The following is a 24295-nucleotide window of genomic DNA, read 5'->3' as shown; positions in this document are numbered from 1 at the left end:
CGCGCGGTGCCTGGTGCCCGCGCTCTCAGAGGTTCCCTGAGGAACCTCTGCATCACTCCCGCGAACCGCGGTGACCCAGGGGTTCCTTAACCCACCACGCCGAGCCGCCGCGCCAGGGCCACCGCCTGCGTGCGGCTCTTCGCGCCGAGTTTCTGGTTGATGTTGCGCAGATGGGTGCGCACCGTGCTGTCGGAGACAAACAGCTTCTCCGCCATCGCGTTGTTGGAATAACCCTCGGCCAGCAACTCCAGGATGCGGATCTCCTTGCGCGTAAGCGGTTCCGCCAGGTCCGGCAGCGGCATGCCCGCCATGCCCAGGGGCCCTTCCGGGTCCACCGGTGCCGGGCCAGCCGCTTCCTGCAGGCGCTGCAGGTAATCATCCAGCAGGGGCGGTGTTCCTTCGGGCAGCCGGCAGCGGTGCAGCAATTGGGCTGCGGCAGGGCCTTCGTCCAGGTAGAGCCGCAGATAGCCCTCCGCGCAGGTGTCGGCCAGCAGCGCCAGCAGGGTGCGGTGGGCGGCGGCGGCGTCCCCCGCCCGTTGCTGGGCCAGCGCCAGCAGCCAACGCAGCTTGAAGACACGCAGTTGGCGGCCGCTTCGCTCGCCATGGCCGATTTCCGCCTGGAGCCGGGACAGCACGGCCGCCGCCGCTTCCGGCGAGGTGGCAGCGCCGATGTCCCAGCGCAGGCGGCCCACCACCAGGTCCTCGCATTGGTGCGCGGGCAGATGCAGGCGCTCCACACGGGCCCACAGCGCTGTGTCTTCGGCGCGGTCGAGTTCGTCGCGGGCCGCCTGCACATGGCCCTGCAGCATCAGCAGCCGGGCGCGCTCCACCTTGGCGGCCGCAGCCACCCGAGGCAAGCGGCGCTGGTGGCCCAGGTATTCCAGCTCGGTCAGGCCTTCGAAGGCGCGGTCGATCTCGCCGTGGGCAAAGGCGATGCGCGAGCGGATCAGGTGGCCGATGATCATGTGGTCCGGCAGGCCGATCTGGCGGGCGGGCGGCAAATAGAGGTCGAGCAGCTCCCGGGCCTGCGCCAGCTGGTTCTGTTCGTAGACGGCGCCCGCATACAGCACACCGGCCCATGCATTGCCGCTGTGGCCGCCGCCCAGGCGGGCGTTGTGGGTCCCCTGCAGCACCAGCCGGTAGCGGGCACCCGCCTGGCGCAGGCGGCCCTGCTGCAGGTCCAGCAAGGCTTGCATGGCTTCGGTGAATCCGCGCTCGAAGCGGCTGCCCTCGCTGGTCTGGCGCGCGGCATCCAGCAGGCGCTCGGCCTCGGCGTCCTCGCCCATGACGGCGGCCACGCTGGCCATGGTGTTGATCAGCGCGCGGTCGGCAAAGGGGCGCTGGGTCGGCAATCGGGCCAGGCTTTCCCGGCCGATCACATAGGCCTCGTCATAGCGGTCCATCATGCTCAGCAGCAGCGGCCGCAGGGCACCGGCATGGGCAAACACGGCGGGGTCGTGGATGCGCGGCCAGTCCATCGCTTCGAGATGACGCATCGCTTCCCATGGCCCCTGCGTGAAGCAACTGGCCCAGACCGCCACCACCTGCAGCGTCGGATGCTCGGCCAGCAGGTTCTCGCCAGAGCGGGGCAGGGCGTTGAACCAGCGCACCAACAGCTGCATGCGGCCGGCGGAGAGCATCGGTTCGGCATGCCGGGCCAGCAGGTCCAGCGCATACGGCGCGTCGCCACCCACCAGGGCGTGGTCGATTGCCGGCACCGGGCGCCCTTGTGATTCGTACCAGCCGGCGGCGGCCAGGTGCAGGCGTGCCAGTTCGTCGGGCAGCTGGCGTGCGGCCTGCGCCTGCAGGAAGTCGGCGAACAAGGCGTGATAACGCCAGGCGGGCGGCTCGCCGGGCGCCGTGGGCAGTGCACTCAGGAAGATGCTGTCCGATTCCAGCCGCGCGAGGATGCGCGCGCAGTCCGCCTGCCGGGCCCGTGGCATCAAGGCCTGGCACAGCGGCAGATCCAGTTGCCGCAGGATGGAGGTGCGCAGCAGGAACTCACGCACGTCCTCGGGCTGGCGGGCCAGTACGTCTTCGGCCAGGTAGTCGGCCACGGCGCGTTCGCTGCCGGAGAAGCGCGCCACAAAGGCTTCGGGCTCGGGGTGGCGCTCCAGCGCCAGCGAGGCCAGCCACAAGGCGGCCACCCAGCCCTCGGTCTTGGCCAGCAGCAGCGCCAGCGTGGCGGGTGCCAGCGCGGGCAGGCCCCGCCGCCGCAGGAAATCAGCCGCATCGGCGGGGCCGAAGCGCAGGCTGTCCGTGTCCACCTCGGTCAGTTGGCCCAGCACCCGCATGCGGGCCAGGCCCAGGTCCGGCAGCGTGCGTGAACCCAACACCAGCCGGGCGCGGCGCGGCAGCTTGTCCAGGATCTGCCGCACCAGGCCCAGTACACCGGCCTCCTGTAATTGCTCGAAGTCATCCAGGAACAGCACCAGCGGTGTTTCGTGAGCGGCGAGCAGCGCCAGCGGGTCGGCGGTGGCGCCGTCACCCGCGAGCCAGGCGAGCGCCTGGGCCAGCCGGGTCAGGAATCGGGGGACGTCGTTGTCCGCCCGCTCCAGCGTGAGCCACGCGGTTTCCACCTCGGGCTGGCGTTGTTCGATCAGAGCGCGGGCCTGCTGCATGGCCGTGGTCTTGCCAAAACCCGCCGGGGCCCGCACCAGTACCAGGCGCGCAGCGTCGGGCGCGGCGATGCGGTCGCAGACGGCATCACGCCACACATGGTCGCTGCGGGCGCCGGGCCAATGGGGGGGCGGCTCGTGAGGGGGCGAATCTGGGGGGGCGGACGGGAACTCGTTGCTGCGCATGGACGCGGCGCTCCTAGGGGCCTTCGGTCCTTGTACCGCAGGCACGCGGGGCGCTGCATCCGGGTGTTCCCCGGCGAGGGTGCCGCCCAGGTGTCTCCCAGGCGTCGACCCTGCCGGGTGGAGGCACAGCATTCGTCGCTTGCGACGATGGGCATGGCCGGGGCCGCTGCCTAGACTGGCCTTCACACAGGGACGGCACGACGATCCGTCGCGACCACAGGGAGAACTACCGTGTTTGAAGGTCAAAACTTGCGGCTGACCCGTCTGCCGGGCGAGGCGGGCCTGGTTGAACTCTGTTTCGACCGGCAGGGCGACGTGATCAACAAGCTCGATGAGCGCACCGTGGCGGAGTTCAGGCGCGCCGTCGCCTGGCTGGGCACGGAAGCGGCCGCTTTGCAGGCGCCGCTGCGTGGGGTGCTGGTCACCAGTGCGAAGGACGGGTTCATCGTGGGCGCTGACATCACCGAGTTCAGCCGCATGTTCGAGCAACCCGCCCACGCGATCGCCGAAGACGTCTTTGCCAAGAACCAGATTTTCAATGCCTTTGAGGATCTGCCGCTGCCCAGCGTGGTGGCCATCAATGGATTTGCGCTGGGGGGCGGATTGGAATTGGCGCTGGCCGGTGCCTTGCGCGTGATGAGCACCTCTGCGCAGATCGGCCTGCCAGAGGTGAAGCTGGGGCTGTTCCCAGGTTTTGGAGGCACCGTGCGCTTGAGCCGGGTGGCCGGCCCCAAGGTCGCTGTCGACTGGGTGGCGGGCGGGCGCAACCAGCGGGCAGACGCGGCCCTGGCGGCCGGTGTGGTGGACGAACTGGCCGCCCCCGAGCAGTTGCGTGAAGCGGCACTGGCCTTGCTGCGGCGTGCGGCGGCGGGCGACACGCGCTGGCAGGCCGCGCAGCAGGCCAAGCGGGCCTCGGTGCCCCCGGATGAGGGCCTGCGGGAATGGTTCGAGCAGGCTTTGAGGTCGCTGGAGAAAACCCGTCAACAGCATCAGCCCGCGGCCTGGACGGCGGTGGACATGATGTCCCGCGCGGCCTCCCAATTGCGCGACGGCGCCTTGCGCCTGGAGGCTGAGGCCTTCGCGGCGATCACGCAGACGCAGGCCGCTCATGGCCTGGTGCAGGTGTTCCTCAATGAGCAGGCGGTCAAGAAGCGGGCAAGGACGCAACGCCTGGTCAAGCCGGTGAAGCAACTGGCCGTGTTGGGGGCCGGCATCATGGGTGGCGGCATTGCCTACACGGCCGCGCTGCGCGGCACGCCGGTGCGTTTGAAGGACATCGCCCCCCAGGCGCTGGACGCCGGGCTGGCCGAAGCGGCCAAGCTGCTGAATCGCCAGGTGGCCCAGGGCCGCCTCACGCAGGACCGCGCCGCCGCGGTGCTGGCCACCATCGGCACGCAAGCGGACGATCAAGGCTTCGGTGAGGTGGACCTGGTGATCGAGGCCATCGTCGAACGGCTGGACGTGAAGCAGCAGGTGCTGGGGGCCTTGGAGAATTCCGTCCGTGAGGACACGGTGATCGCCAGCAACACGTCCAGTCTGCGCCTCAGCGATATTGGCGCGCATCTGCGGCATCCCGAGCGTTTTGTCGGCATGCATTTCTTCAACCCGGTGCCGGTGATGCCACTGGTGGAGGTCATCCGTGGCGCCCGGACCTCCGAGCAGGCGGTGGCCACGGCGGTGGCGCAGGTGCTGGCCATGGGCAAGACACCCATCGTGGTGCGGGACGGCCCCGGTTTCCTGGTCAACCGCATCATCTCGCCCTACGTCCTGGCGTTCTCACGGCTGGTGGCCGAGGGCGGAGACTTCATCGAGATCGACCGTGTGATGGAGGCCTTCGGCTGGCCCATGGGGCCGGCCTGGCTGCAGGACGTGGTGGGCATGGACGTGGGCGCGCATGTGGGCGAGGTGATTGCGGCCGGCTATCCCCAGCGCATGCAAGCCGTCGCGGGCGACCCCATCCGCGCCATGGTGGCCGCCGGTCGATATGGACAGAAGAACGGGCGCGGCTTCTACCGCTACACCCGTGATGAGGCCGGAAAGCCTCAGAAAAGTGTGGATCCGGAGGCACGCGCCCTGGTGGCGACGCTGCAGGCCGATGGCCCGGTCGCCCTGGATGCCGACACCATCATCGAGCGGCTGATGCTGCCCATGATTGTCGAGGCGGCTCATGCGTTGGAGGACGGGGTGGTGGCCACCGCCGCAGAACTGGACATGGCGCTGCTGCTGGGCCTGGGCTTCCCGGCCCATGCCGGCGGTGTGCTGAAGTATGCCGACTGGATGGGGCTGGCCCATGTGGTGCAGCGCTGCGACCGGCTGGCCGGTCTCGGCCCTGCCTACGAGCCCACGCCGCGCATGCGGATGATGGCGGCCAGCGGTGCCCGCTTCCATGAGTCGGCCGGTGGCGTGAAGGCGCCTTCCCCAGTGGTCCTGAGCGCTGGACAGGCCGCGCGCAACGACCCTTCACATGTGCAGGAGATCAAGGCATGAAACTCGATGCGGATATCACCGCCGTGGTGACCGGCGGCGCTTCCGGTCTGGGCGCGGCCACCGCGCGCCGGTTGGCTTCCCATGGGGTAAGGGTGGCGCTGTTCGACTTCAACGCGGCGGCGGGTGAAGCCGTGGCGGCGGAGATCGGCGGGATGTTCTGCCAGGTGGATGTGACCCGGCAGGACCAGGTGGAGGCCGCCTTCGACCGGGCGCGCGGCAGGCTTGGCCAGGAGCGGGTGCTGGTGAACTGCGCCGGCACTGGCGATGCCATCCGGACCGCCGCGCGCCAGAAGGACACGGGCGACATCAAGCCATATCCGCTGGAGAAATGGGAGCGCACCATCCAGATCAATCTGATCGGCAGCTTCCGCTGCATTGCGCTGTCGGCCGCTGGCATGCTGACGCTGGACGCGTTGGCGGACGGGGAGCGCGGCGTGATCATCAACACCGCATCCGTCGCGGCACAGGACGGCCAGATCGGGCAGTCCGCCTATTCGGCCAGCAAGGCCGGCATCGTCGGCATGACGCTGCCCATCGCCCGGGACCTCATGGGCGAGGGCATCCGCGTCAACACCATCCTCCCCGGCATTTTCGATACCCCGCTGCTGCAGGGCGCGCCCGAACACGTCAAGGAGGCCCTGGCGGCCTCCGTCCCCTTCCCGAAGCGGCTGGGGCGGCCCGATGAGTATGCCCATCTGGCGGAGACGATGATCCTCAACGGCTACTTCAATGGCGAGAGCGTTCGGCTGGATGGTGCCATCCGGATGACGCCGCGCTGACCCAGCAATCCTTCAGGAGACCCCTCATGGCAATTCCCCAGGCCTACATCGTGGCGGTGGCTCGCACCGCCGGCGGCAAGCGCAACGGCCGTCTTTCCGGCTGGCACCCGGCGGACCTGGCCGGTCAGGTGTTGAACGCCTTGGTCCAGCGTAGCGGCATCGATCCGGCGGCCGTGGACGACGTGGTGATGGGGTGCGTCGGCCAGGCGGGCCAGCAGTCCTTCAACGTGGCGCGCAATGCGGTGCTGTCGTCGGTGCTGCCCGCGTCCGTGCCCGGCACCTCGGTGGACCGGCAGTGTGGTTCTTCCCAGCAGGCGCTGCAGTTTGCGGCGCAGGCGGTGATGTCGGGCACCATGGACGCGGTCATCGCCGCCGGTGTGGAGAGCATGAGCCGCGTGCCCATGGGCCTGCCGGCCACGCTGCCAGCCAAGCACGGCTTTGGCTTCTACGTCAGCGAGGAGATGGGGCGGCGTTATCCGGGCGTGGAGTTCAGCCAGTTCACGGGCGCGGAGCGCATGGCCCACAAGTACGGCCTCTCTCGGCAGATGCTGGACGACTACTCATTCAACAGCCACCAGCGTGCCATCGAGGCCGCCCGGGCCGGCGCGTTTGACCAGGAAATCGTGGCGGTGGCCGCGCGCAGCCTGGAGCAGGGCGATCTTGGCGAGCTGCACCGGGTGGATGAAGGCATCCGCTTCAACGTCACCCGGGAAGGCTTCGACACTGTCAAGACCATCCAGGAGGTGGACGGCCTGTTAACGGCGGCCAGCGCCTCGCAGATCAGCGATGGGGCGTCCGGCGTGCTCGTGGTCAGCGAGCGCGGGCTCAAGGCGCTGGGCGTGGAGCCGCTGGCGCGCATCCATCATCTCAGCGTGCTGGGCCACGACCCGGTGATCATGCTGGAGGCGCCCATTCCGGCGACGCAGCGCGCCTTGCAGCGTGCCGGCCTGGGCGTGAACGACATCGACCTGTACGAGGTGAACGAGGCGTTTGCGTCGGTGCCATTGGCCTGGCTGAAGGCGTTGGAGGCCGACCCGGCGCGGCTGAACGTGCATGGCGGCGCCATCGCGCTGGGGCATCCGCTGGGCGCCTCCGGCACGCGGCTGATGAGCACGCTGGTGCAGGCGCTGCGCCGCCGTGGGGCCCGCTACGGGCTGCAGACCATGTGTGAAGGCGGCGGGCTGGCCAACGTCACCATCATCGAGCGGCTCTGATCCGGGCGGCAGGCACAAGAGCCACATCCATGATCAACACCAAACCGGGCGATGCCGCCCAATCCCGCCTGGAGCGCCATGGCGAGGTGGCGCTGCTGCGCATGGTCAACAGCGCACGCATGAACCCGTTGACGGATCAACTGCAACGGGAGCTGCTCGCGCACCTGGACGCCGTGGCAACGGATACGTCGTTGCGTGCCTTGGTGCTGACCGGGGAGGGGCGCGCCTTCTGTGTGGGGGCGGATCTCGCCAGCATGGCGCGTGTGCCGGCCAACGGCCGCACCCTGGGGCAGGAAACCGGCGAACTCATGCGCAAGGGCACCAACCCGCTGGTGCTGGCGCTGCGGCGCTTGCCGGTGCCGGTGGTGGTGGCGCTCAATGGTGCGGCCGCAGGCGCCGGCGTGGGGCTGGCGCTGGCCGGGGACCTGACGATCGCCTCGATGGACGCCTACTTCCTGATGCCATTCCTGCCCCGGCTGGGCATCGTGCCGGACATGGGCAGCAGCTGGTTCCTGGAGCGCCGTGTGGGGCGGGCCCGTGCCATGGGCCTGGCGCTGCTGGGGGACCGGCTTGACGGACCCACGGCCGCCGCATGGGGCCTGATCTGGGCGTGTGATGCGGCCGACGGTGCGGCGCTGGACAGCCAGGCGCTGGCCTTGGCCACACGCCTGGCCCAGGCACCGGCCCATGCGGTGCAGGAAGCACGTGCCTTGTTTGATGCCGCCGCGTCCCAGGCCCTGCCGGAGCAATTGGCCTACGAGGCGGACCGGCAGGAACTGCTGATCGACCGGGAGGCGTTCAGGGAAGGCGCCACCGCCTTTGTGGAGCGGCGGGAACCGAGATTTCCGCGCCGTGCCTAGTCGCGGGCGCCGGTCGTGGGCGCTGGCCGTGGAGCTCAAAGTGCAGTCCTCAAAGTGCAGTCCTCTAAGTGTGGTCCTTTAAGCGTGGTCCTTTAAGCGCGGTCCTTTACACGCGGACGTCTAAGGTCGGCCGTCTAAGCTCGGTCGCCTAAGCGCGGCCCTCTATCGCGGACCTTACGCCGAGCTTCGCTGGCAGCCAGCCCCGTTCACTTCTTCGCTCGACGCCGCGCGCAGACCTGGCGGAGCCGACCAGACGCTGTCGGTGCGGCCGTGACGCACACGCCGGGCGGTGACACGGGCCAGCCACCACCAGATGGCCGCACCCACCAACGCCACCAGGTCCACGCCGAGAGCGGCGAGGCTGGTGTGAACCCAGCGCGTCGGGGAGGGCCAGAAGGCCGCTACCAGTGAGCTCAGCGGAATGGCCAGCGTGGTCAACGACGCTGCCCGCAGCAGGTGCACGCCAGCGCGGCCCGCACCCGCCCACAGCGCCCACGCGATGCTGCCAAAGAAGCAGGCGTAATAGGCGCCCATGTGCCAGGCCGGCAGGTGGTCCACCACCCCATACAGCGCCTTGGCAGAAACAATTGTGGCGGAGATGCCGATGACACTGCCCAGGCACACGCCAACCGTCAACGCCGCCATGATCGCTGTCGAGCGCGCTTGCACCGGCGCTGGCTGGCCGCGCCGCAGTGACTTGCGCCGGCTCTCCACCCACAGCAGATTGCCCGAATAGAACAGGAAGGCCCCGGCCAGGCCGAGCACGAAATAGATCCAGCGGACGGTGTCGCCGCCGAAGGTGGCGAAGTGCAGCGTGAAAAAGCTGGTGAGCGTGGCCGCCGTGGCGGACTGGTGGCCGGGCAGCAGGTCCTGGTTTTGCACGCGGCCGGTGTAAGGGTCCAGCGCCACAAAGCCGCCACGGCTGGAGCGTGCAATGTCCCGCGCGTCCATGCCCCAGACACGCACGCTCGGCTTCGGGCCGGTGACCTGCAAGTACTGCATGGCACGTGGCTGGAAGTCGGGGGCGAGCGTATGCACCTGGGCCAGCAGTTGGGCGGGCGGCAGCATGGTGGAAACATCTCGCGGCGGTGGCGGTGCGGCCGCTTTCGCCGCTGCAGGGCCGGCCCACACGGCGTTGAGGCGGCCGTGGTGGAACAGCTTGTCCTGGATGTCGTAGATGTCGTCGTGGAAGGCGAACACCACCGCCGTGAGCGCCATGACGATATGGAAAGGCAGGCTCATCAGGCCCACCACGTTGTGCGCGTCCAGCCACATGCGTTTGAGGTTCTTGCCCAGGCGCAGGGCGAAGAAGTCCTTCACCAGTGTCGGCAGCAGCACGATCAGGCCGGACACCAGCGCCACCGCGTAGAGCGCCGCTATCACGCCCATGAGGCGGCGGTGGTTGTCCGTGTCGGTCGGCAGGCCCACCACGCGGTGCAGCGTGTCGATGAAGTCGGGCAGGGCGGAGGGGGACTCGCTCTGGATGCGCAGCAGCGTGGCGGAGAAGTGCCGGGCGTGGCTGTCGTCGTGGTCCTCGCCCGGCGGGCCGGGCGGCCGTTCCGACCAACCCATGCGCGCCGGGACATGCTCACCGGGTTCGATGTAGAGATGGAAGTCCTTGGCCGCTTGCGGCCGCTGGCGCAGCGTGGCGTTGATCAGCGCAGGCGCGTCGGCCAGCGCGACCGTTTCGACGCCGGGGGAGGGGGGAGACGCCCAGCGGGCGATCGGAATCTTGAAGACGCTGAGGGCGCCCGCGTAGAAGGCGATGAAAAGGGCCATGCCGGCGACGATGCCGGTCCAGGTATGGACGCTCTTGTAGAGGCGGATGACGTCAGCGCGCATGCGGAATCAGAAGGTAGGCAAAGGCCGGCCGATGAAGAGCGCGGCGAAGGCTGCGGCATTGGCGGCCAGCAGCCAGGCCCAGGCGCGCCAGCCATTGCGGAAGAGGAAGACCAGACTCAGCACCGTCATCCAGACCGGTGCCACCATCCACATGGCAATCTGCGAGGTGAGCATGGGCGGGCCGCTGCTGAAGCGGCTGTAGACACCACCTGTCGCGATGCCCAGACTCAGTCCCAGCACCGCACCAGCGATGGTTTTGGCCCACCAATGGCGCTGGATGGGGGGCTCTCCCGGGCTCCTTGCGCTTCTGTGGTCGCTGCTGGGTTCACTGCTGTGTTCGCTGGTTTTCTCGCGGGTGTGCTCGCGGGTTTGCACGGTGTTGTGGGTCATCGGCTTTTCGTTCCGTCCATGGCGGGCCGCCGTTCCGGCGTGCCCCGCGTTTTGCGAACCTGGCACCAGGCCCCCACGGCCGGCAGCGCGCCGAACAGCAGCATGGACCAGGCGCAGCAGGCAAACACGGCGGCCAGTGGCCGCATGGCCTGCCACCAGGGAACCAGGGACAGCAGCCAGACGGCCAGGCCGCTCCAGCGTGCTGCCGGGGGCCATGCCACGGCGCACCACCGTTGGTGCGGTGAGGCCAGATAGACCATCACCGCACCGGCCAGGCCCTGCAACAGGGCGAGCATGAGCCAGGCCATCGGTCAGAACGCGACGGTGGCGCTCAAGCGCACCGTGCGAGGCGAGGACAGCATGGCGAAGCCATCGTTGAAGACGCCCGACCAGTAGTTCCTGTCCGCGACGTTCTCGACAAAGGCGCGCAGGGCCACGGGAGTTTGCGCGATCTTGGTCTTGTACGAGGCCCCCAGGTCCACACGTGTCCAGGCCGGCAGGCGCAGTGTGTTGGCTGAGTTCAGCCACTGCTCACCGGTATGGATCACGCGGCCGTTCAGGCTGACGCCGGGCAGCGGTGTCTGCCACTCGGCGCCCAGGCTGATGGCTTGTGTGGGCACGCCATAGGCGCTCTTGCCGGTCAGCGACGCGGTGGCGCTGCGCTTATAGACCGCTTCGGTGTAGGACCATCCGCCCTGCAGGGTGAGGTTGCTCAGCAACTGGCCGGCGACGTTCCACTCCAGGCCCTGGTTGCGTTGCTTGCCGTCCACCGTCTGTGTGTTGGTGGCGGTGTTGGTGACCACCGAGGGCTTGGTGATGTGGAACACCGAGAAGGTGTGGGTAAAGCCCCCCTGGCGCAGCTTGAGCCCGGCCTCCATCTGCTCGGTCTTGTAGGGCGAGAAGGTCTCGCCGGCATTGGCATAACCCACGCCCACAGTGGCGCCGGGCGACAGGCCCTCGATGTAGTTGGCATACAGCGAGGCGTTCTCGCCGAAGGGCTTGGCCACCACCGCCACCGCCGGGCTGAAGGCATGCTCGCTGTTGACCCGCTGGTAGCGGCCACCCACGGTCACCAGCAGGCGGTCATTCAGCATGGCCAGTGTGTCGGCCATCGCCAGGCCACTGTATTCGTCGTCACGGCTCTGCGGCACGGTCGTCGGCGTGGCCGGGAACACCGGCGTTACCGGGTTGTAGATGTTCTGGGCGTAGTTGGTGATGGCGACATTCGCGAGCCAGTAGTCGTAGCTCATGAAGTTGGCCGCCAGGTTCAAGCGATGCTGGACGACACCCGTATCGAACTGGGCATTCAGGCCCACTTCCCCCGTGCGTGAATGGGTGATCTGGCTGATGTTGTAGATGTAGCCCGCCGCGTCGCCCGCCGTGTTCTTGACGATCACGCGGGTGCCGAACTGCAGGCCATCCGCCGTGGTGTTGGAGCCGCCGACACTCGCGTAGGTGCTGAGCTTGTCATTGATGCGGTACTCGCCACGCAACAGGGCGCCATAGGCATCCGCCTGGCCGTGCGTGCCACGGAACATGTTGGTGTCGGAGTCCGGCGGGGTCACGACCTGGCCCAGCGTCGTCATCTGATACATGCCGGGGCTGCCGTTGTCGATGGTCTCGCGGTTGGCATAGGCGTCCAGCGAGGCGTTCCAGTCGCTGCCCTGGTAGTCCAGCGCCACAGCCATCAGCTTGCGGCCCTTCTCCTGGTCCTTCACGCCCGTCTCGCCGTCGCCGTAGACGGCGTTGACGCGTACGCCCAGCTTGTTGTCCAGGAAGCGGCGGCCCACATCCAGCTGCACCTGGCCATACGAGCCGGAGGAGTAGGAGGTGGTCAGTTCCGTCAGCGGCGTGGTGCCGGCGCGCTTGGTTACCAGGTTGATCATGCCGCCCACGCCGCCGCTGGGCGACAGGCCACCCAGCAAGGCATTGGGGCCCTTGAGCAGCTCGACACGCTCCAGGAGTTCCACCGGTACATGGTTGGTGGAGAGCAGGCCATAGCTGCCGTTCAAGGCCAGGTCGGTGGCCGCGACGTCGAAGCCGCGGATGGTGAAGTTCTCGATCAGGTGGCCGCTGTTGGTCGTGTACTGGACGGAGGGATCATTCAGCAGCACATCACCGACGGTGCGTGCTGCCTGGTCCTTCAGCAACTCGGCGGTGAAGCTGGTGATGTTGAAGGCAGCGTCCATGACGTCGGTGTTGCCCAGCAGGCCGAGATGGGCAGCGGTGGCGACCTTGCCGCCCGGGGCGACCTGGGCCTGGTCGTCCGACTTCCCGGACACCTTGACGGCCGGGAGGACGGCCTTGCCATCCGCCGGGGCGGAGGCGGAGATGGGCGTGGGCGGGGAGGCCGCTGCGGTAGCGGCTTGGGCTGAAGTGCCTGCGGCTGGGGCGGCCGGATCGTTGGCGGGATGGTTCGTGGCGGTGTCGGCCAGGGCGCCAAGGCTGCAGGTGAGGGTGGCAAGGCACGCCAGGGCCACGGCCCGGCGAGGTAACTGCGGAGTCATCATCGTGTGGTGGTCATGCTGGTAAAAACCCGCGCATTATCCCGGTCTAGATGAGAAACATTCGCATTTACATGGCGATAAACCCCTGACACGACTCTGTACAAAGCGAGGGGCCGCGCCCGACCTCCGTCCGATCGGGCGCCGACGATCGAGCCCGACTTTCGAGCCCGTGCAGCCGACCCGAGGCACCATGAAAAAAGCCGCCCGCAGGCGGCTTCTGACTGTCGAGCCTGGTGCTCAGCGGCGCTGGGCAACCGGGCGGCGGCCCAGCATCAGGGCCAGGATCAGCAAGCCCAGCGCCCACAACGCCGAGAACGCGCCGCCGCCACCGCCACTGTCGCTATTGCTCGATGTGGTGGTGTTGGCCGCCGAGGCGCTGACCGTCAGCACCTGGGTCGTGCTGTTGGTGTAGCCGTTGCTGTCGGTCACCGTCAGGCGCACGGTCACCGAGCCGGCGGCCGTGGCGCTGAGGGTGGTGCTGGCAGTGGTGGTCGAACCGCTGAAGCTGGCCAGCGAGGTCCCTGAGGTGATCTCCCACAGATATCCGGTGAGGCTGGCACCGGAGGTGGCCTTGGACGCGCTGCCATCCAGCGTCACCGTGGCACCGACGGAGGGCGTGGCGGTGGAGGCAGTGAAGCTGGCCGTGGGCTTGCCGGCCGCGACCGTGAAGGACTGGCTGGTGCTGGCGCTGTAGCCCGAGCTGTCGGTGACCGTCAGCTTCACGGTCACCGTGCCGGTGGTTGTGGTCAGCAAGGTGGTGCTGGCGGCGGTGGTGGAGCTGCTGAAGCTGGCGGAACCGCTGGTGATCTGCCACAGGTAGCTGGCCACCGTGCGGCCCGACGGGGCGGTGGAGCTGCTGCCGTCCAGCGAGAGGCTTTCTCCCACCAGCAGCGTGTTGGCGGAGGCGGTGAGCACCGGCGTCGGGGCGGTAGCCTTCGCGGCCACCACGGCCGCACCTGTGTTGAGCATGCCGGCGCCACAGGTGCTGGTCGTGCAGTAGCACTCGCTGGTCTGCGCGGTGCTGGTCGGTGCATGGCAGGCGGAGACACCGGTCTCGGCGCCCGGGAATGCCGTGGCCGAGCTCTTCAGCAGGGTGGTGACCTGGCCCGGCGTGAGGCTGCTGCTGGCGGAGAGCATCAACGCGGCCGTGCCGGACACCAACGGGGCGGAGAAGCTGGTGCCCACGCTGTAGTTGGTGCCGTCGCTGTAAGTGCTGGTGGTGGGCGAGGTGGTGCCGGTGTTGGTGGCGGTGATGATCGGGTAGACGCAGGTTCCGGAGCTGTTGACGCAGTTGCCGGCCGGCGCGCTGATGGTCACGGCGGTGCCCAGGTCCGAGAAGCCGACCTTGGTGCCGCTGTGGCGCAGGCCCGCCACGGCGATCACGCCGCTGCAGTTCGCCGGGGTGCCCACGGCCAGGCCATCGTTGCCGGCGGCGGCCACGACCACGACGCCTGCGGCGGTGAGGTCGGTGACAGCGCTTTGGTAAGCGGCGCTGCAGGTGCCGGAGCTGCCCAGGCTGAGGTTGAGCACCTTGGCTGGCGTGGTGGGCGCCGTGACGCCCGAGCCGGTGAGGCCACCGGCCCAACGCATGGCCGCGATGATGTCGGAGTCATAACCGCCGCACTTGCCCAGCACCCGCACTGGCATCAGCATCACATTGGGGGCCACGCCCGCCATGCCCACGCCGTTGTTGGTGGCCGCGCCGATCAGGCTGGCGGTCTGGGTGCCGTGCCAGCTGCTGTCGCCGGCACCGCAGTCCTTGAAGGTGCCTGATGCGTTCTCGGCGGTGGTGATCCAGTCGCCCGGGTCGGAGGGATCGCTGTCGCGGGCGTCGCCGTCATTGGCCACGCTGGTGTCGCTGACGAAGTCATAACCCGAGACCAGCTTGGAGGCCAGGTCCGGATGGGTCTTGATGATGCCGGTGTCCAGCACCGCCACCACCACGCTGCTGTCGCCCTGTGTGGTTGCCCAGGCGGTTTCCACGTCGATGGCGGACTTGATGCTGGTCGTCGGCGCGCGCAGGTACCACTGGCCGGCGACCGGCGTGGCGCTGCTCTGGCTGTCGGCATACAGCGGATCGTTGGGGGTGTAGGTGCCCAGCGCGAAGCGGCGGCCATCGACCACGGCCCATTCCACGTCGGTGTCAGTGGCGAGCTTGTCGGCCAGCACCTGCGAGCTCATGCCGCTGGCCATCAGCACCTGGCTGTTGGCGCTGAGGGGGCGGCCGTCGCTGAGGGCCACGCCCAGACGCCCACCCATGGTGGAAGCCAGTTGCGGGCCGGCATGGGCGCTGACGCTGCTGCTCTGTGCGGTGGCGCGGCCCGTGGACAGCACGGACGCGTTGTTGCGGTACTTGACGATGACCCGTGCCGAGGTGCTGGTCGCATCCACGGCGGGTGTACGCCTCGTGGGCAAATTGTTCTGCTCTCCGGAGGCCGCAGCCCCCAGTAGGCCGGCCACGACAAGCATGGTGGGCAATAGCAAAGAACGGCGCAGCAACGACATGAGATCCCCTACTTTACGCAGCACGATGACGCAGCACTATGCTGCGGAGCGCAGTCTATGCCGAGGGGTCTGGATACAAAGTTGCGAATGTTGAGGCGATCGTGTCAGGTTGAACACAAGCCTCATTCCGTAACCCGTAACCCGTAACCCGTAACCCGTAACCCGTAACCCGTAGGCCGTAGCCCGCAACCTGTAGCCGGTACGTTGCGGACAGCCGATCGTGAGGAATGCCCGGCCGGCACGGTGACCGAGGTCACCAGCGCGGGGCCGGGTGGAAGTGCTGCGTGCTGTTACTTTCGCGTGCCCAGATCCATCACCCAGTACGTCTTGTAGGTGTTGGTGGTGGCAGCGGCCAGCTCGCAGGCCACGCCCACTTCCTTGAAGGACGGGCTCATGATGTTGGCGCAGTGGCCCGGGCTGCCCTTCCAGGCGGCCATGACCGACTCGGCGGTGTCCTGGCCGGCGGCGATGTTCTCGCCCAGCGCGCTCCACGGGTAGCCGACGGCGGTGACCCGGTCCCCCAGGGTCCGGCCATCCGCGCTGGTGTGGCTGAAGTAGTTCTTGGCGGACATGTCGGTTGCGTGGTCGTCCGAAGCCTGGGCCAGCAGGTCGTTCCAGGTCACCGGGTCGGTGGCGGCAAACACACCGCCGGAGCCGCAGTCGGCGCCGGCCGCGCGCAAGGCATTGATGCGGGCCAGCAAGTCCTTCTGGAACTCGGAAGGGGTGGCCAGGCCGCAGGTGCCCAGCACATCCGGCGTGCCACCGGTGTCGGTGCTGTCGGCATCCTTGCCGCCACCACCGCAGGCGGCCAGCGTCAGGGTGAGCACCAGGGCGGGCCATGCGGCCTTGCGCAGGCGGCCCTGGGCAGGCGGGCATGCGCGCATTTGTGTCGAATGGGTGTCCATCGTGTGATCATAGGAAGCGATGGTTGAAACGTCTGGAACCAAACGTAGGACGTCCGATCCGCGCCACGATGCTGTGCGATTGTTCATGAATCTCCCCCTCGGGTGAGGACGCCGGGCGCGGTGTGGATGGCGCGGGCACGATTTCAGCGCCGACGGGCGGTGCGGAAGGTCACCGACCAGCGCTGCGCATCCACCGGCGCGACGCTGTGCTGCCACTCCCATCGCGCCGGGCCCGTGATGGCATAGATGGAACGTGGCGCCGGCGCCAGCCGGATGATGTCCTGGCGCCGGGGCTGTGTGGGCGGGTAGGGCCGGAAACGCAGCACGGCGCTGGCGCCCAGCGAGACACCGTACACCGCCTCGAAGTCCGGCACGTCCCGGTGCCAGCCCAGCGGCGTGCCGGGGGCGTAGGCCGCCACCAGCGCATGGACCAGCGCCTGCGGTGGCACGCCCGCCCAGGCCGCCACCTTGTCGCGCAGCGGATGCAGGGCCTCGATGAGCGGTTGGGCGGGGTCCAGCCGGTTGGCGTCGTAGTCGTAACTGCCGCCATAACTCAGCACCTGGCGGCGGGCGGTGTAGGCCTTGTATTTCGCCGCCGCCAGCGGCAGCGACTGCAGCAGGGTGATCAGCCCGGCTTCTTCGTCTGCGGACAGGAACGCCTCCTCATACCGCAGGCCCACCGGCAGGCTGTCGGCAGGGATGACCAGGTCGTCGAAGAGTCCGGACTGCATGCCTGGATTTTGTCCTGTCCGAGGTTCCCGCGACGGCCGCGGGTTTTGGCTGCGGCAGAATCGTTCGCATACCAGACATCAACAGGGAGAGCAGATGCTTGAGCGTGTGAAGTCGATGCTTCGTTATTTCAACGAAGCCGTTCCGTTCCGGCTGGTTCCAGCCCTTATCACCACGGCGGTGCTGTTCGGGTTGCTGCTGATTCCCTGTCCCGCCGGCCTCACGCCCAAGGCCTGGGGGCTGGTCGCCATTTTCCTCACCACCATCGTGGCCATCATCCTCAAAGTGATGCCCATCGGGGTGATGGCGATGATGGCCATCGTGATCGTGTCGCTGTCACAGGTCACGGCCAGTTCGTCCAAGGGTGCCGTGGCGGACGCGCTCAGCAGCTTCGCCAACCCGCTGATCTGGCTCATCGTGGTGGCCATCCTGATCTCGCGCGGGCTGAAGAAAACCGGCCTGGGCAATCGCATCGGCCTGATGTTCATTGCACTGCTGGGCAAGCGCACGCTGGGCATCGGTTACGGACTGACCGTGTGTGAACTGGTGCTGGCCCCCTTCACGCCCAGCAACACGGCGCGGGGCGGGGGCATCGTCCACCCCATCATGCGGTCGATCGCCGGGGCGTTTGATTCCGATCCCGCCAAGGGCACGCAGGGCAAGGTGGGCACCTACCTGGCGCTGGTGAACTACCACGCCAACCCCATCACCTCCGCCATGTTCCTCACCGCCACCGCGCCCAACCCGCTGGTGGTGGACTACGTGGCCAAGGCCACGCACCAGAGCTTCCACCTCAGCTGGACCACCTGGGCACTGTGCATGCTGCTGCCCGGCCTGCTGTGCCTGCTGCTGATGCCCCTGGTCATCTACTGGCTGTCGCCCCCCAGCCTCACCACCACGCCGGACGCGGTCACCTTCGCTCGATCGGAGCTGACCCGCATGGGGCCGCTGTCCGGCAAGGAGCGCGTGATGCTGGGCACTTTCGGGCTGCTGCTGGTGCTCTGGGCCAATGTGCCCGCCATGATCATGGGGCCCGCCTGGACGCTGGACCCGACGGTCGTGGCCTTCCTGGGCCTGTTCGCGCTGATCATCACCGGCACCATCGACTGGGACGACGTCCTGTCGGAGAAAAGCGCCTGGGACACCCTGGTCTGGTTCGGCGCCCTGGTCATGCTGGCCGAGCAGTTGAACAAGCTGGGTGTGATCAGCTGGTTTTCCGACGGCATGAAGAACGCCATCGAGGCCAGCGGCCTGGGCTGGCTGCCGGTGGCCACGGTGCTGGTGCTGGCGTTTGTGTTCTCGCACTACCTCTTCGCCAGCACCACCGCCCACATCAGCGCGATGCTGCTGGCCTTCCTGACGGTGGGCGCCCAGCTGCTGCCCCCGGCGTACGTCATTCCCTTCATGCTCATGATGACCGCCGGCTCGGCCATCATGATGACGCTGACCCACTACGCCACCGGCACCTCGCCCATCATCTTCGGCAGCGGTTACGTCACCATGGGCAACTGGTGGCGCGTGGGCTTTGTGATGTGCCTGCTGGAGCTGCTGGTGTTTGCCGTGGTGGGCAGCGCGTGGTGGAAGCTGCTGGGGTTCTGGTGATGCGTGCAGGCCGCACGGGCGCGGCCACGCTGACTGCCTGCGTCTGCGTGGCCGCGCGCCTGCGTCACCCGATCAGAGGTTGAGCGCGTTGGTCAGGTCGCCCATGGCCTTGCCGCCGTTGTCGGTCAGCGCCTTGTCCCGTGCCGCCAGGCCCGGCAGGGTGGAAAGGCCGAAACGCCGGGTGATCAGGCGCAGTACCGAGGCCGTGTCGTACTGGGTGTGATCCACCGTGGCCATCTTGGAGAAAGGCGAAATCACCAGCGCCGGGATGCGCGTGCCGGGGCCGAGCTTGTCGCCCGTCGGGGGCGCAACGTGGTCCCACTGGCCGCCGTTTTCGTCATAGGTGATGACGATCACCATGTTCTTCCACTGCGGGCTGGCCTGCAGCTTGGCCACCAGGTCGGCGATCTTCTGGTCCGCATTGGCAATGTTGGCGTAGCCCGGGTGTTGGTTGTAGAGGCCTTCGGGCTTGTAGAACGACACGGCGGGCAGGGCGCCTGCGGCGGCATCGGCCACCAGGTTGTCGTAGTCCTTGAGATGGGAGCTGCGGTCGGTGGCGTGTGTCACTGGATCCATGTTGGCGTAGTAGTTGAACGGCTGGTGGTGAGCCTGGAAGTCCACCGCATCGGTGCTGGCCACGCCGCTGCTGTTGGCCGCGTAGAGGACGGTGCGCTTGGCGGTGGGGGCCTGCATGCCGTCCTTCAGCGCATTGCTCCAGGAGCCGCCATACCAGGCCCAGCTCACGCTCTTGGCGGAGAGCAGGTCACCGATGTTCTGCTGGGTCTGCGCCGGCAGCGTGGTGGCCTTGCTGGTGTCGGCATACAGGGCGTTGTTGCCGGTCACGTCCGCCGGGGCATTGCCGCTGGGCTGGAAGGGCGGCTGCATGGTGTTGACGGCGTAGAACTTGCCGTCGCCGAAATAGTTGGCCGGCGTGATGTTGCCCGACAGCACGAACACGGGCGCGGCATCCAGCGCGGAAGCCTTGGACTTGGTGGTGTCCACCGTCAGGTGGCTGCTGAAGGAACCATCCGTGTTCTTGTCCAGAACCGTGATGGTGGGCTTGGCGGTGGCGGTATCCGCGCCGGGATATTCCGGTGCGCAGGCACAGATCAGGTATTGGTGGTTCAGGAACGAACCCCCGAATGCGCCCTGGAAGAAGTTGTCCGCCAGCGTGTATTGCTGTGCGAGCTTGTACAGCGGCGAGCTGCTGTAGTCGAAGTAGCCCATCAGCAGCGCGCCCGAGTCGCCCCAGGCGGCGAACTGGTCGTTCTTGCCGCCATTGATCTGCATCTGGTTCTCGTAGAAGCGGTGATACAGGTCACGCGTGATGACACTGCCGTCGATGGTGGCATTGGCGCTGGCCTGGAAGGCCGTGCCGATATTGAACGGCGCATTGGCCAGGCCTGCACTTTGGGCCTGCGTGACCGTGACCGAACTGCCGGCCGCCGTGACGCCACCCCAGACGGGTGGCAGCGTGGCGAGCGTGCTGCCATCGCGGTCCTTCTGCGCAATGTAGGCCGAGGTTACCGAGCCGTCGGTGTTGATGACGGTGCTCAGCCCGTTGGCGTTGGGGAAACGACCATACAAGTTGTCAAACGCACGGTTCTCGGCATAGATCACCACGATGTTCTGCACCTTGTCTTGCAGGGCAGCCGTGGTGTCCACCGAAGAACTGCTGCCACCGTCAAAGCAACCACCCAGTGTCAGCAGGGCGCCCAAAGCGATCGGCGTCAGCGCGGCCGTGAGGCGGGGCGAGCGGACTGGGCGGGAAGGGAACGTCATATCGGTCTCCTGAGAAGATCAGTTCGGAAAAAGCGAACGCCGCGCAGGTTGCTGCTGTCACATGACATGTACGTGTCACAACGCTTGGGTACACAGCAGGCGCGCACAGTGGGCAAAGCGCTTGTTGTGTTCTCGCCAGTTGTGTTGCTCGACGTGTTCTCTGTGTTTCTGTGAGGTTGCTTCGTGACCGTGTCATCGATTCTTCGTATTTCTGTGTTGAGGCGCCGAAAGGCCATGGCGGCGCTGCTGCTGACAGGAGTGGTCGCGCTGCTGGGGCCGGTCCTGCTGCATGCCCGCGCCGGCTGGGCGACGACGGCGGCTGCGCCTTCTGCACCTTCTGGGCCTTCTGCGACGGTTGCGACTGTTGCGACCGCTGAGACAAGACCTGCCCCCGCAACGCCGTTTTACGCCACCGTTTTTGAGCGCAAGCCGGATGCCGCCGCCTTGACCGCGCTTGGACGGCAGCTGTTCCGTGAGACCGCCTTGTCCGGCAGCGGCCGGATGTCCTGTGCGTCTTGCCATGACCCGGCCCACGCCTATGGGCCAGCCAATGCGCTGGCGGTTCAGCTGGGAGGCCCGGGTGGCGGCCAGCCAGGCTTGCGCGCAGTGCCTTCACTGATGTACCGGCAGACCACGCCGCCGTTCAGCGAGCACTTTTTCGACAACGACGGCAACGATGCCGAAGACCAGGGGCCCACGGGCGGGTTTGATTGGGACGGCCGCGCCAGCTCTGCGCACGAGCAGGCCGAGGCGCCGCTGTTGTCGCCCTTCGAGATGGCCAATACGGATAGGACGGCGGTGTTGCGCCGGCTGGCGGCGTCGGGCTCGGCAGCGGCCATGCGCGATACCTTCGGGCCGCACGTGTTCGAGCACGGCCCGCAGGCGTGGAATGGTCTGGTGCTGGCGTTGGAGGTGTTTCAGCAGAGCCCACGCGATTTCGCACCCTTCAGCAGCCGGTATGACGCCTACCTGCGCGGCAGGGCCGTACTGACGCCAGCCGAGGCGCGAGGACTGGCGCTGTTCAACGATAAGGCCAAGGGCAACTGCGCGTCGTGCCATCCGAGCGATGTCAAGCGGGGCGCCTTCCCGCTGTTCACCGACATGGGCCATATCGCGCTGGGTGTGCCCCGCAACGCCGCCATTGCGGCCAACCGCCAGGCGGGCTGGTTCGACATGGGTCTGTGCGGGCCGGTGCGTGAAGACCTGAAACAGCACGCCGAGTATTGCGGCCTGTTCAAGACACCTTCGTTGCGCAATGTGGCGACCCGACAAGTGTTCTTCCACAACGGCGTGGTGAAGGGCCTGGACGAAGCCGTGCGCTTTTATGTGCTGCGCGATGTGCATCCGGAGCGGTTCTATCCGCGTGATGGGCATGGCCATGTTCACAAGTACAACGACCTGCCTGTGGCCTACCAGGACAACATCAACACCGATCCGCCGTTTGGCGGCTCACCCGGTGGAAAGCCGGCGATGACGGAGCGGGAGATTGCCGATGTGGTGGCCTTCCTGAAGACCCTCAACGATGCGCCTGCTTCTGCATCTGCATCTGCATCTGCGCCTACGTCTGCGTCTGCGTCTGCGTTTACGCCAAAGGCAGCAGTAGCGGCGGCGCTTGCCGAGGCAGCTTTGCCGATGCGGTAAGGCGCTGGAGCCGTTGAGAGGCGGATCGACCGTTCGGGAGAGCGGTGGCCAATGAACGTCTCTGATTGGATCGGAGGGGGATGCAGCATCCCCCGCCAATGCCGCCTTCTGCGCGATGGGCAGCTGCGGCGCCAGTCTTCAAAGTCCCTGGTAACCCGTTGCGATCGGCCTTGAGCCGCATCGCAGCCGCCCGGGGCGGCACCGTTGCGTGCCAAGCCGGGCCTGTCCAACCCAGGTCTGGTGCCCGATGCCATCGCTTGTCTGCTCATGGTCTGCCGCGCGTGTTCTGCTGCTGTGCGCGGCCGTCGTCCTTGTCTCCTTGATCCCGGGCGGCGCCCAGGCGCAGGCCGGCGTTCCCTCTGCTGGTCCCTCGGCCGGCCCCTCGGATGGCCCGCTTCAATCCCAGGCGCAGCGGCAAGACCAGCAGTGGCGAGCGCAGGAGGAGCGCCGGCTTGAGCGCCAGGAGCGGCTCGCGCGGCAGCCCGACGTCACGCTGGAGACGCCAGATTCTGTGCAGGTGGCGTCACCGGCGGGCACCAGGCGCCTGCCACGCCACGAGTCTCCCTGCTTCCCCATTCTTCAGGTCCTGATCGAAGGCGTGGAAGCAGCACCAGCGCTGGCTCGGCACCGCCATGCGCTTGCCGGCACGAAGCAGGACGATGCACCGGAAGGTCGGTGTCTGGGTGCTGCGGGCATTGCCCTGTTGGCGGCCCGTCTGCAGGACGCGCTGATTGCGGCTGGCTACGTCACCACCCGCGTGCTCGCACCGGCACAAGACCTCAGCACAGGCCACCTGCGCTTGACCATCATTGCCGGGCGGGTTCATCGCATCCGTGTGGTGGCGGGCAGTTCGCCCGCCCTGCGCTTGGCCAATGCGCTGGATCTGGGCGAGGGCGACCTGCTGGACCTGCGCGAACTGGAGCAGGCGCTGGAGAACCTGCAGCGAGTGCCGGGTGTGTCCGCCGATCTCCAGATTGCGCCTGCTGCCGAGGAGCCGACCCCGGGGTACAGCGACATCCTGGTGCACTACCAGGGCGGACGCGCCGTCCGGCTGCAATGGACCTTGGACGACAGTGGCAGCGAAGGCACTGGGCGATTCCCCCTGGCCATCACGGGCACCCTGGACCAGCCGCTGTGGTTCAACGATCTGTTCTACCTGACCTGGCAACGGGATGCCGGCGATCTGGTGAGGACGATGCAGGGTGTGCCCGGGCCGCGCGGTGGCAGCCATGGGCTCTCCCTGCATTACTCGTGGCCCTGGCGGCATTGGCTGGTGGGGCTGAACCTGGGCCGGCAGGGCTATCGGCAGGTCGTGGCGGGTGCTTATCAGTACTACCTCTATCGCGGGCAGAGCGCACAGGGCGACCTCAAGCTGACACGGCTGCTGTGGCGGGATGGCCGGCACAAGTTCAGTGCATGGTGGCGGCTGACGGGACGGAGCTCCCGCAACTTCATTGATGACACCGAGGTGGACGTGCAGCGCCGCCGCGCAGGGGGCGTGGAACTGGGGCTGAGCCTTCGCAAGATGGCGGGCGCCTGGCGGGGTGAAGCCTCTGCCGGCCTGCGTCGGGGCACCGGGGCGTTCCATGCCTTGCAGGCGCCCGAGGAGACCTTTGGTGAAGGCTTTGGCCGCGCCCGTGTGGTCACCGGGGATCTCTCCATCAACGGCGGTGTCCCCCTGGGCGGGCGGCATATGCGCCTGTCTGCCCAGTGGCGCGGCCAGATGGCGCTGCGCGCCCTGATTTCCCAGGACCGCTTCTCTGTAGGCGGTCGCTACTCGGTGCGGGGTACCGATGCCCGCCACGCCTTGTCCGGCGACCACGGCCTGCTGGCACGCCATGAAGCCGAACTGCCCTTGTCCGCCCACAGCGCAGCGGCCGCCCTCTATCTGGCTCTGGACGCCGGTGCGGTGAAGGCACGCACGGCGGGCGCCAACGGCCGGCGCGTGCAGCACCTGGTCGGCCTGGCCTTGGGTCTGCGCCTGTCCGGCAGCCGCCCGCTTCCCTTCCAACTGGATGTCTTTGCCGGCGCCCCGGTGCGGGCTTCCGATTCCCACAGTGCCGCCCAGCCCCTGGCCGGCTTCAACCTGAGTTTCTCGCCATGAATCAACAGCAATACCGAATCATCTTCAACCGCTCGCGGGGCCAATGGATGGTGGTCTCCGAGGCCAGCCACAGTCACTCGCCCGGCGGTCGGCCGAGGGCGGCACGCCGGGCAAGGCGCGGCCCCTCGGGCCAGACACCGTGCC

At 67.7% G+C, this 24295-nt stretch carries 16 protein-coding genes and 1 pseudogene; 8 read left to right on the top strand and 9 right to left on the bottom strand.

Annotated features, from left to right (window positions below):
• Positions 1-86: 86 nt before the first annotated feature.
• Positions 87-2804 (bottom strand): winged helix-turn-helix domain-containing protein, encoded by a 2718-nt coding sequence (locus BMY53_RS14160; protein ID WP_092947115.1) that lies wholly within the window; start codon positions 2802-2804, stop codon positions 87-89.
• Positions 2805-3035: 231 nt separating this feature from the next.
• Here BMY53_RS14160 and fadB point away from each other — a divergent pair, with 231 nt between their 5' ends.
• The 4 genes from fadB to BMY53_RS14140 are packed head-to-tail and all read left to right on the top strand — an operon-like array spanning position 3036 to position 8144.
• The gene (gene fadB / locus BMY53_RS14155; protein WP_092947114.1) at positions 3036-5291 is read left to right on the top strand and encodes a fatty acid oxidation complex subunit alpha FadB; all 2256 of its coding nucleotides are present in this window, start codon (positions 3036-3038) and stop codon (positions 5289-5291) included.
• Positions 5288-6070 carry an SDR family NAD(P)-dependent oxidoreductase gene (locus tag BMY53_RS14150; protein ID WP_092947113.1) on the top strand — a complete coding sequence of 261 codons (783 nt, stop codon included), beginning with the start codon at positions 5288-5290 and terminating at the stop codon, positions 6068-6070. Before fadB ends, BMY53_RS14150 begins: the two co-directional genes overlap by 4 nt.
• A 32-nt stretch (positions 6071-6102) precedes the next feature.
• The gene (locus BMY53_RS14145) at positions 6103-7284 is read left to right on the top strand and encodes an acetyl-CoA C-acetyltransferase (protein ID WP_092947169.1); all 1182 of its coding nucleotides are present in this window, start codon (positions 6103-6105) and stop codon (positions 7282-7284) included.
• A 29-nt stretch (positions 7285-7313) separates the two neighbouring features.
• On the top strand, positions 7314-8144 hold the full coding sequence (locus BMY53_RS14140) for an enoyl-CoA hydratase-related protein (protein WP_092947112.1): 831 nt from the start codon (positions 7314-7316) through the stop codon (positions 8142-8144).
• 174 nt (positions 8145-8318) lie between these two features.
• Here BMY53_RS14140 and BMY53_RS14135 read toward each other — a convergent pair whose 3' ends face one another.
• From BMY53_RS14135 to BMY53_RS14105, 7 genes are all read right to left on the bottom strand, one after another.
• Complete coding sequence (locus BMY53_RS14135) at positions 8319-9986, bottom strand: PepSY-associated TM helix domain-containing protein (RefSeq protein ID WP_092947111.1); 1668 nt, start codon at positions 9984-9986, stop codon at positions 8319-8321.
• 6 nt (positions 9987-9992) lie between these two features.
• Positions 9993-10376: a DUF4134 domain-containing protein gene (locus BMY53_RS14130; RefSeq protein ID WP_255370196.1), complete on the bottom strand. Its 384-nt coding sequence runs from the start codon at positions 10374-10376 to the stop codon at positions 9993-9995.
• Positions 10373-10672 (bottom strand): hypothetical protein, encoded by a 300-nt coding sequence (locus BMY53_RS14125; RefSeq protein WP_143074074.1) that lies wholly within the window; start codon positions 10670-10672, stop codon positions 10373-10375. Before BMY53_RS14125 ends, BMY53_RS14130 begins: the two co-directional genes overlap by 4 nt.
• 15 nt (positions 10673-10687) lie before the next feature.
• A complete protein-coding gene (locus BMY53_RS14120) occupies positions 10688-12886 on the bottom strand; it encodes a TonB-dependent receptor (RefSeq protein WP_143074073.1) in 2199 nt (732 codons plus the stop codon).
• A 234-nt stretch (positions 12887-13120) separates the two neighbouring features.
• Complete coding sequence (locus tag BMY53_RS14115) at positions 13121-15298, bottom strand: S8 family peptidase (protein WP_177200878.1); 2178 nt, start codon at positions 15296-15298, stop codon at positions 13121-13123.
• Between the two features lie 380 nt (positions 15299-15678).
• On the bottom strand, positions 15679-16293 hold the full coding sequence (locus tag BMY53_RS14110; protein ID WP_255370195.1) for a CAP domain-containing protein: 615 nt from the start codon (positions 16291-16293) through the stop codon (positions 15679-15681).
• A 143-nt stretch (positions 16294-16436) separates the two neighbouring features.
• A complete protein-coding gene (locus BMY53_RS14105; RefSeq protein WP_177200877.1) occupies positions 16437-17024 on the bottom strand; it encodes an alpha-ketoglutarate-dependent dioxygenase AlkB in 588 nt (195 codons plus the stop codon).
• A 94-nt stretch (positions 17025-17118) separates the two neighbouring features.
• Here BMY53_RS14105 and BMY53_RS14100 point away from each other — a divergent pair, with 94 nt between their 5' ends.
• Positions 17119-18624: a DASS family sodium-coupled anion symporter gene (locus BMY53_RS14100; RefSeq protein ID WP_092947106.1), complete on the top strand. Its 1506-nt coding sequence runs from the start codon at positions 17119-17121 to the stop codon at positions 18622-18624.
• Positions 18625-18696: 72 nt separating this feature from the next.
• Here BMY53_RS14100 and acpA read toward each other — a convergent pair whose 3' ends face one another.
• A complete protein-coding gene (acpA, locus tag BMY53_RS14095; RefSeq protein ID WP_092947105.1) occupies positions 18697-20406 on the bottom strand; it encodes an acid phosphatase in 1710 nt (569 codons plus the stop codon).
• Between the two features lie 234 nt (positions 20407-20640).
• Between acpA and BMY53_RS14090 the strand changes: the two genes are divergently transcribed.
• From BMY53_RS14090 to BMY53_RS26810, 3 genes and pseudogenes are all read left to right on the top strand, one after another.
• Positions 20641-22047, top strand: coding sequence for a cytochrome-c peroxidase (locus BMY53_RS14090; protein ID WP_092947104.1), 1407 nt, complete (start codon positions 20641-20643; stop codon positions 22045-22047).
• 247 nt (positions 22048-22294) lie between these two features.
• A complete protein-coding gene (locus BMY53_RS14085) occupies positions 22295-24151 on the top strand; it encodes a ShlB/FhaC/HecB family hemolysin secretion/activation protein (protein ID WP_092947103.1) in 1857 nt (618 codons plus the stop codon).
• Positions 24148-24216: pseudogene (locus tag BMY53_RS26810) on the top strand (ESPR-type extended signal peptide-containing protein); the annotation flags it as partial. The gene BMY53_RS14085 and the pseudogene BMY53_RS26810, both read left to right, overlap by 4 nt.
• Between the last annotated feature and the right edge of the window lie 79 nt (positions 24217-24295).

Source organism: Roseateles sp. YR242 (assembly GCF_900109745.1).
Classification (GTDB): domain Bacteria; phylum Pseudomonadota; class Gammaproteobacteria; order Burkholderiales; family Burkholderiaceae_C; genus Roseateles.
The sequence above is the reverse complement of the archived record's forward strand: the minus strand, read 5'-3'. Positions and strand labels throughout refer to the sequence as shown.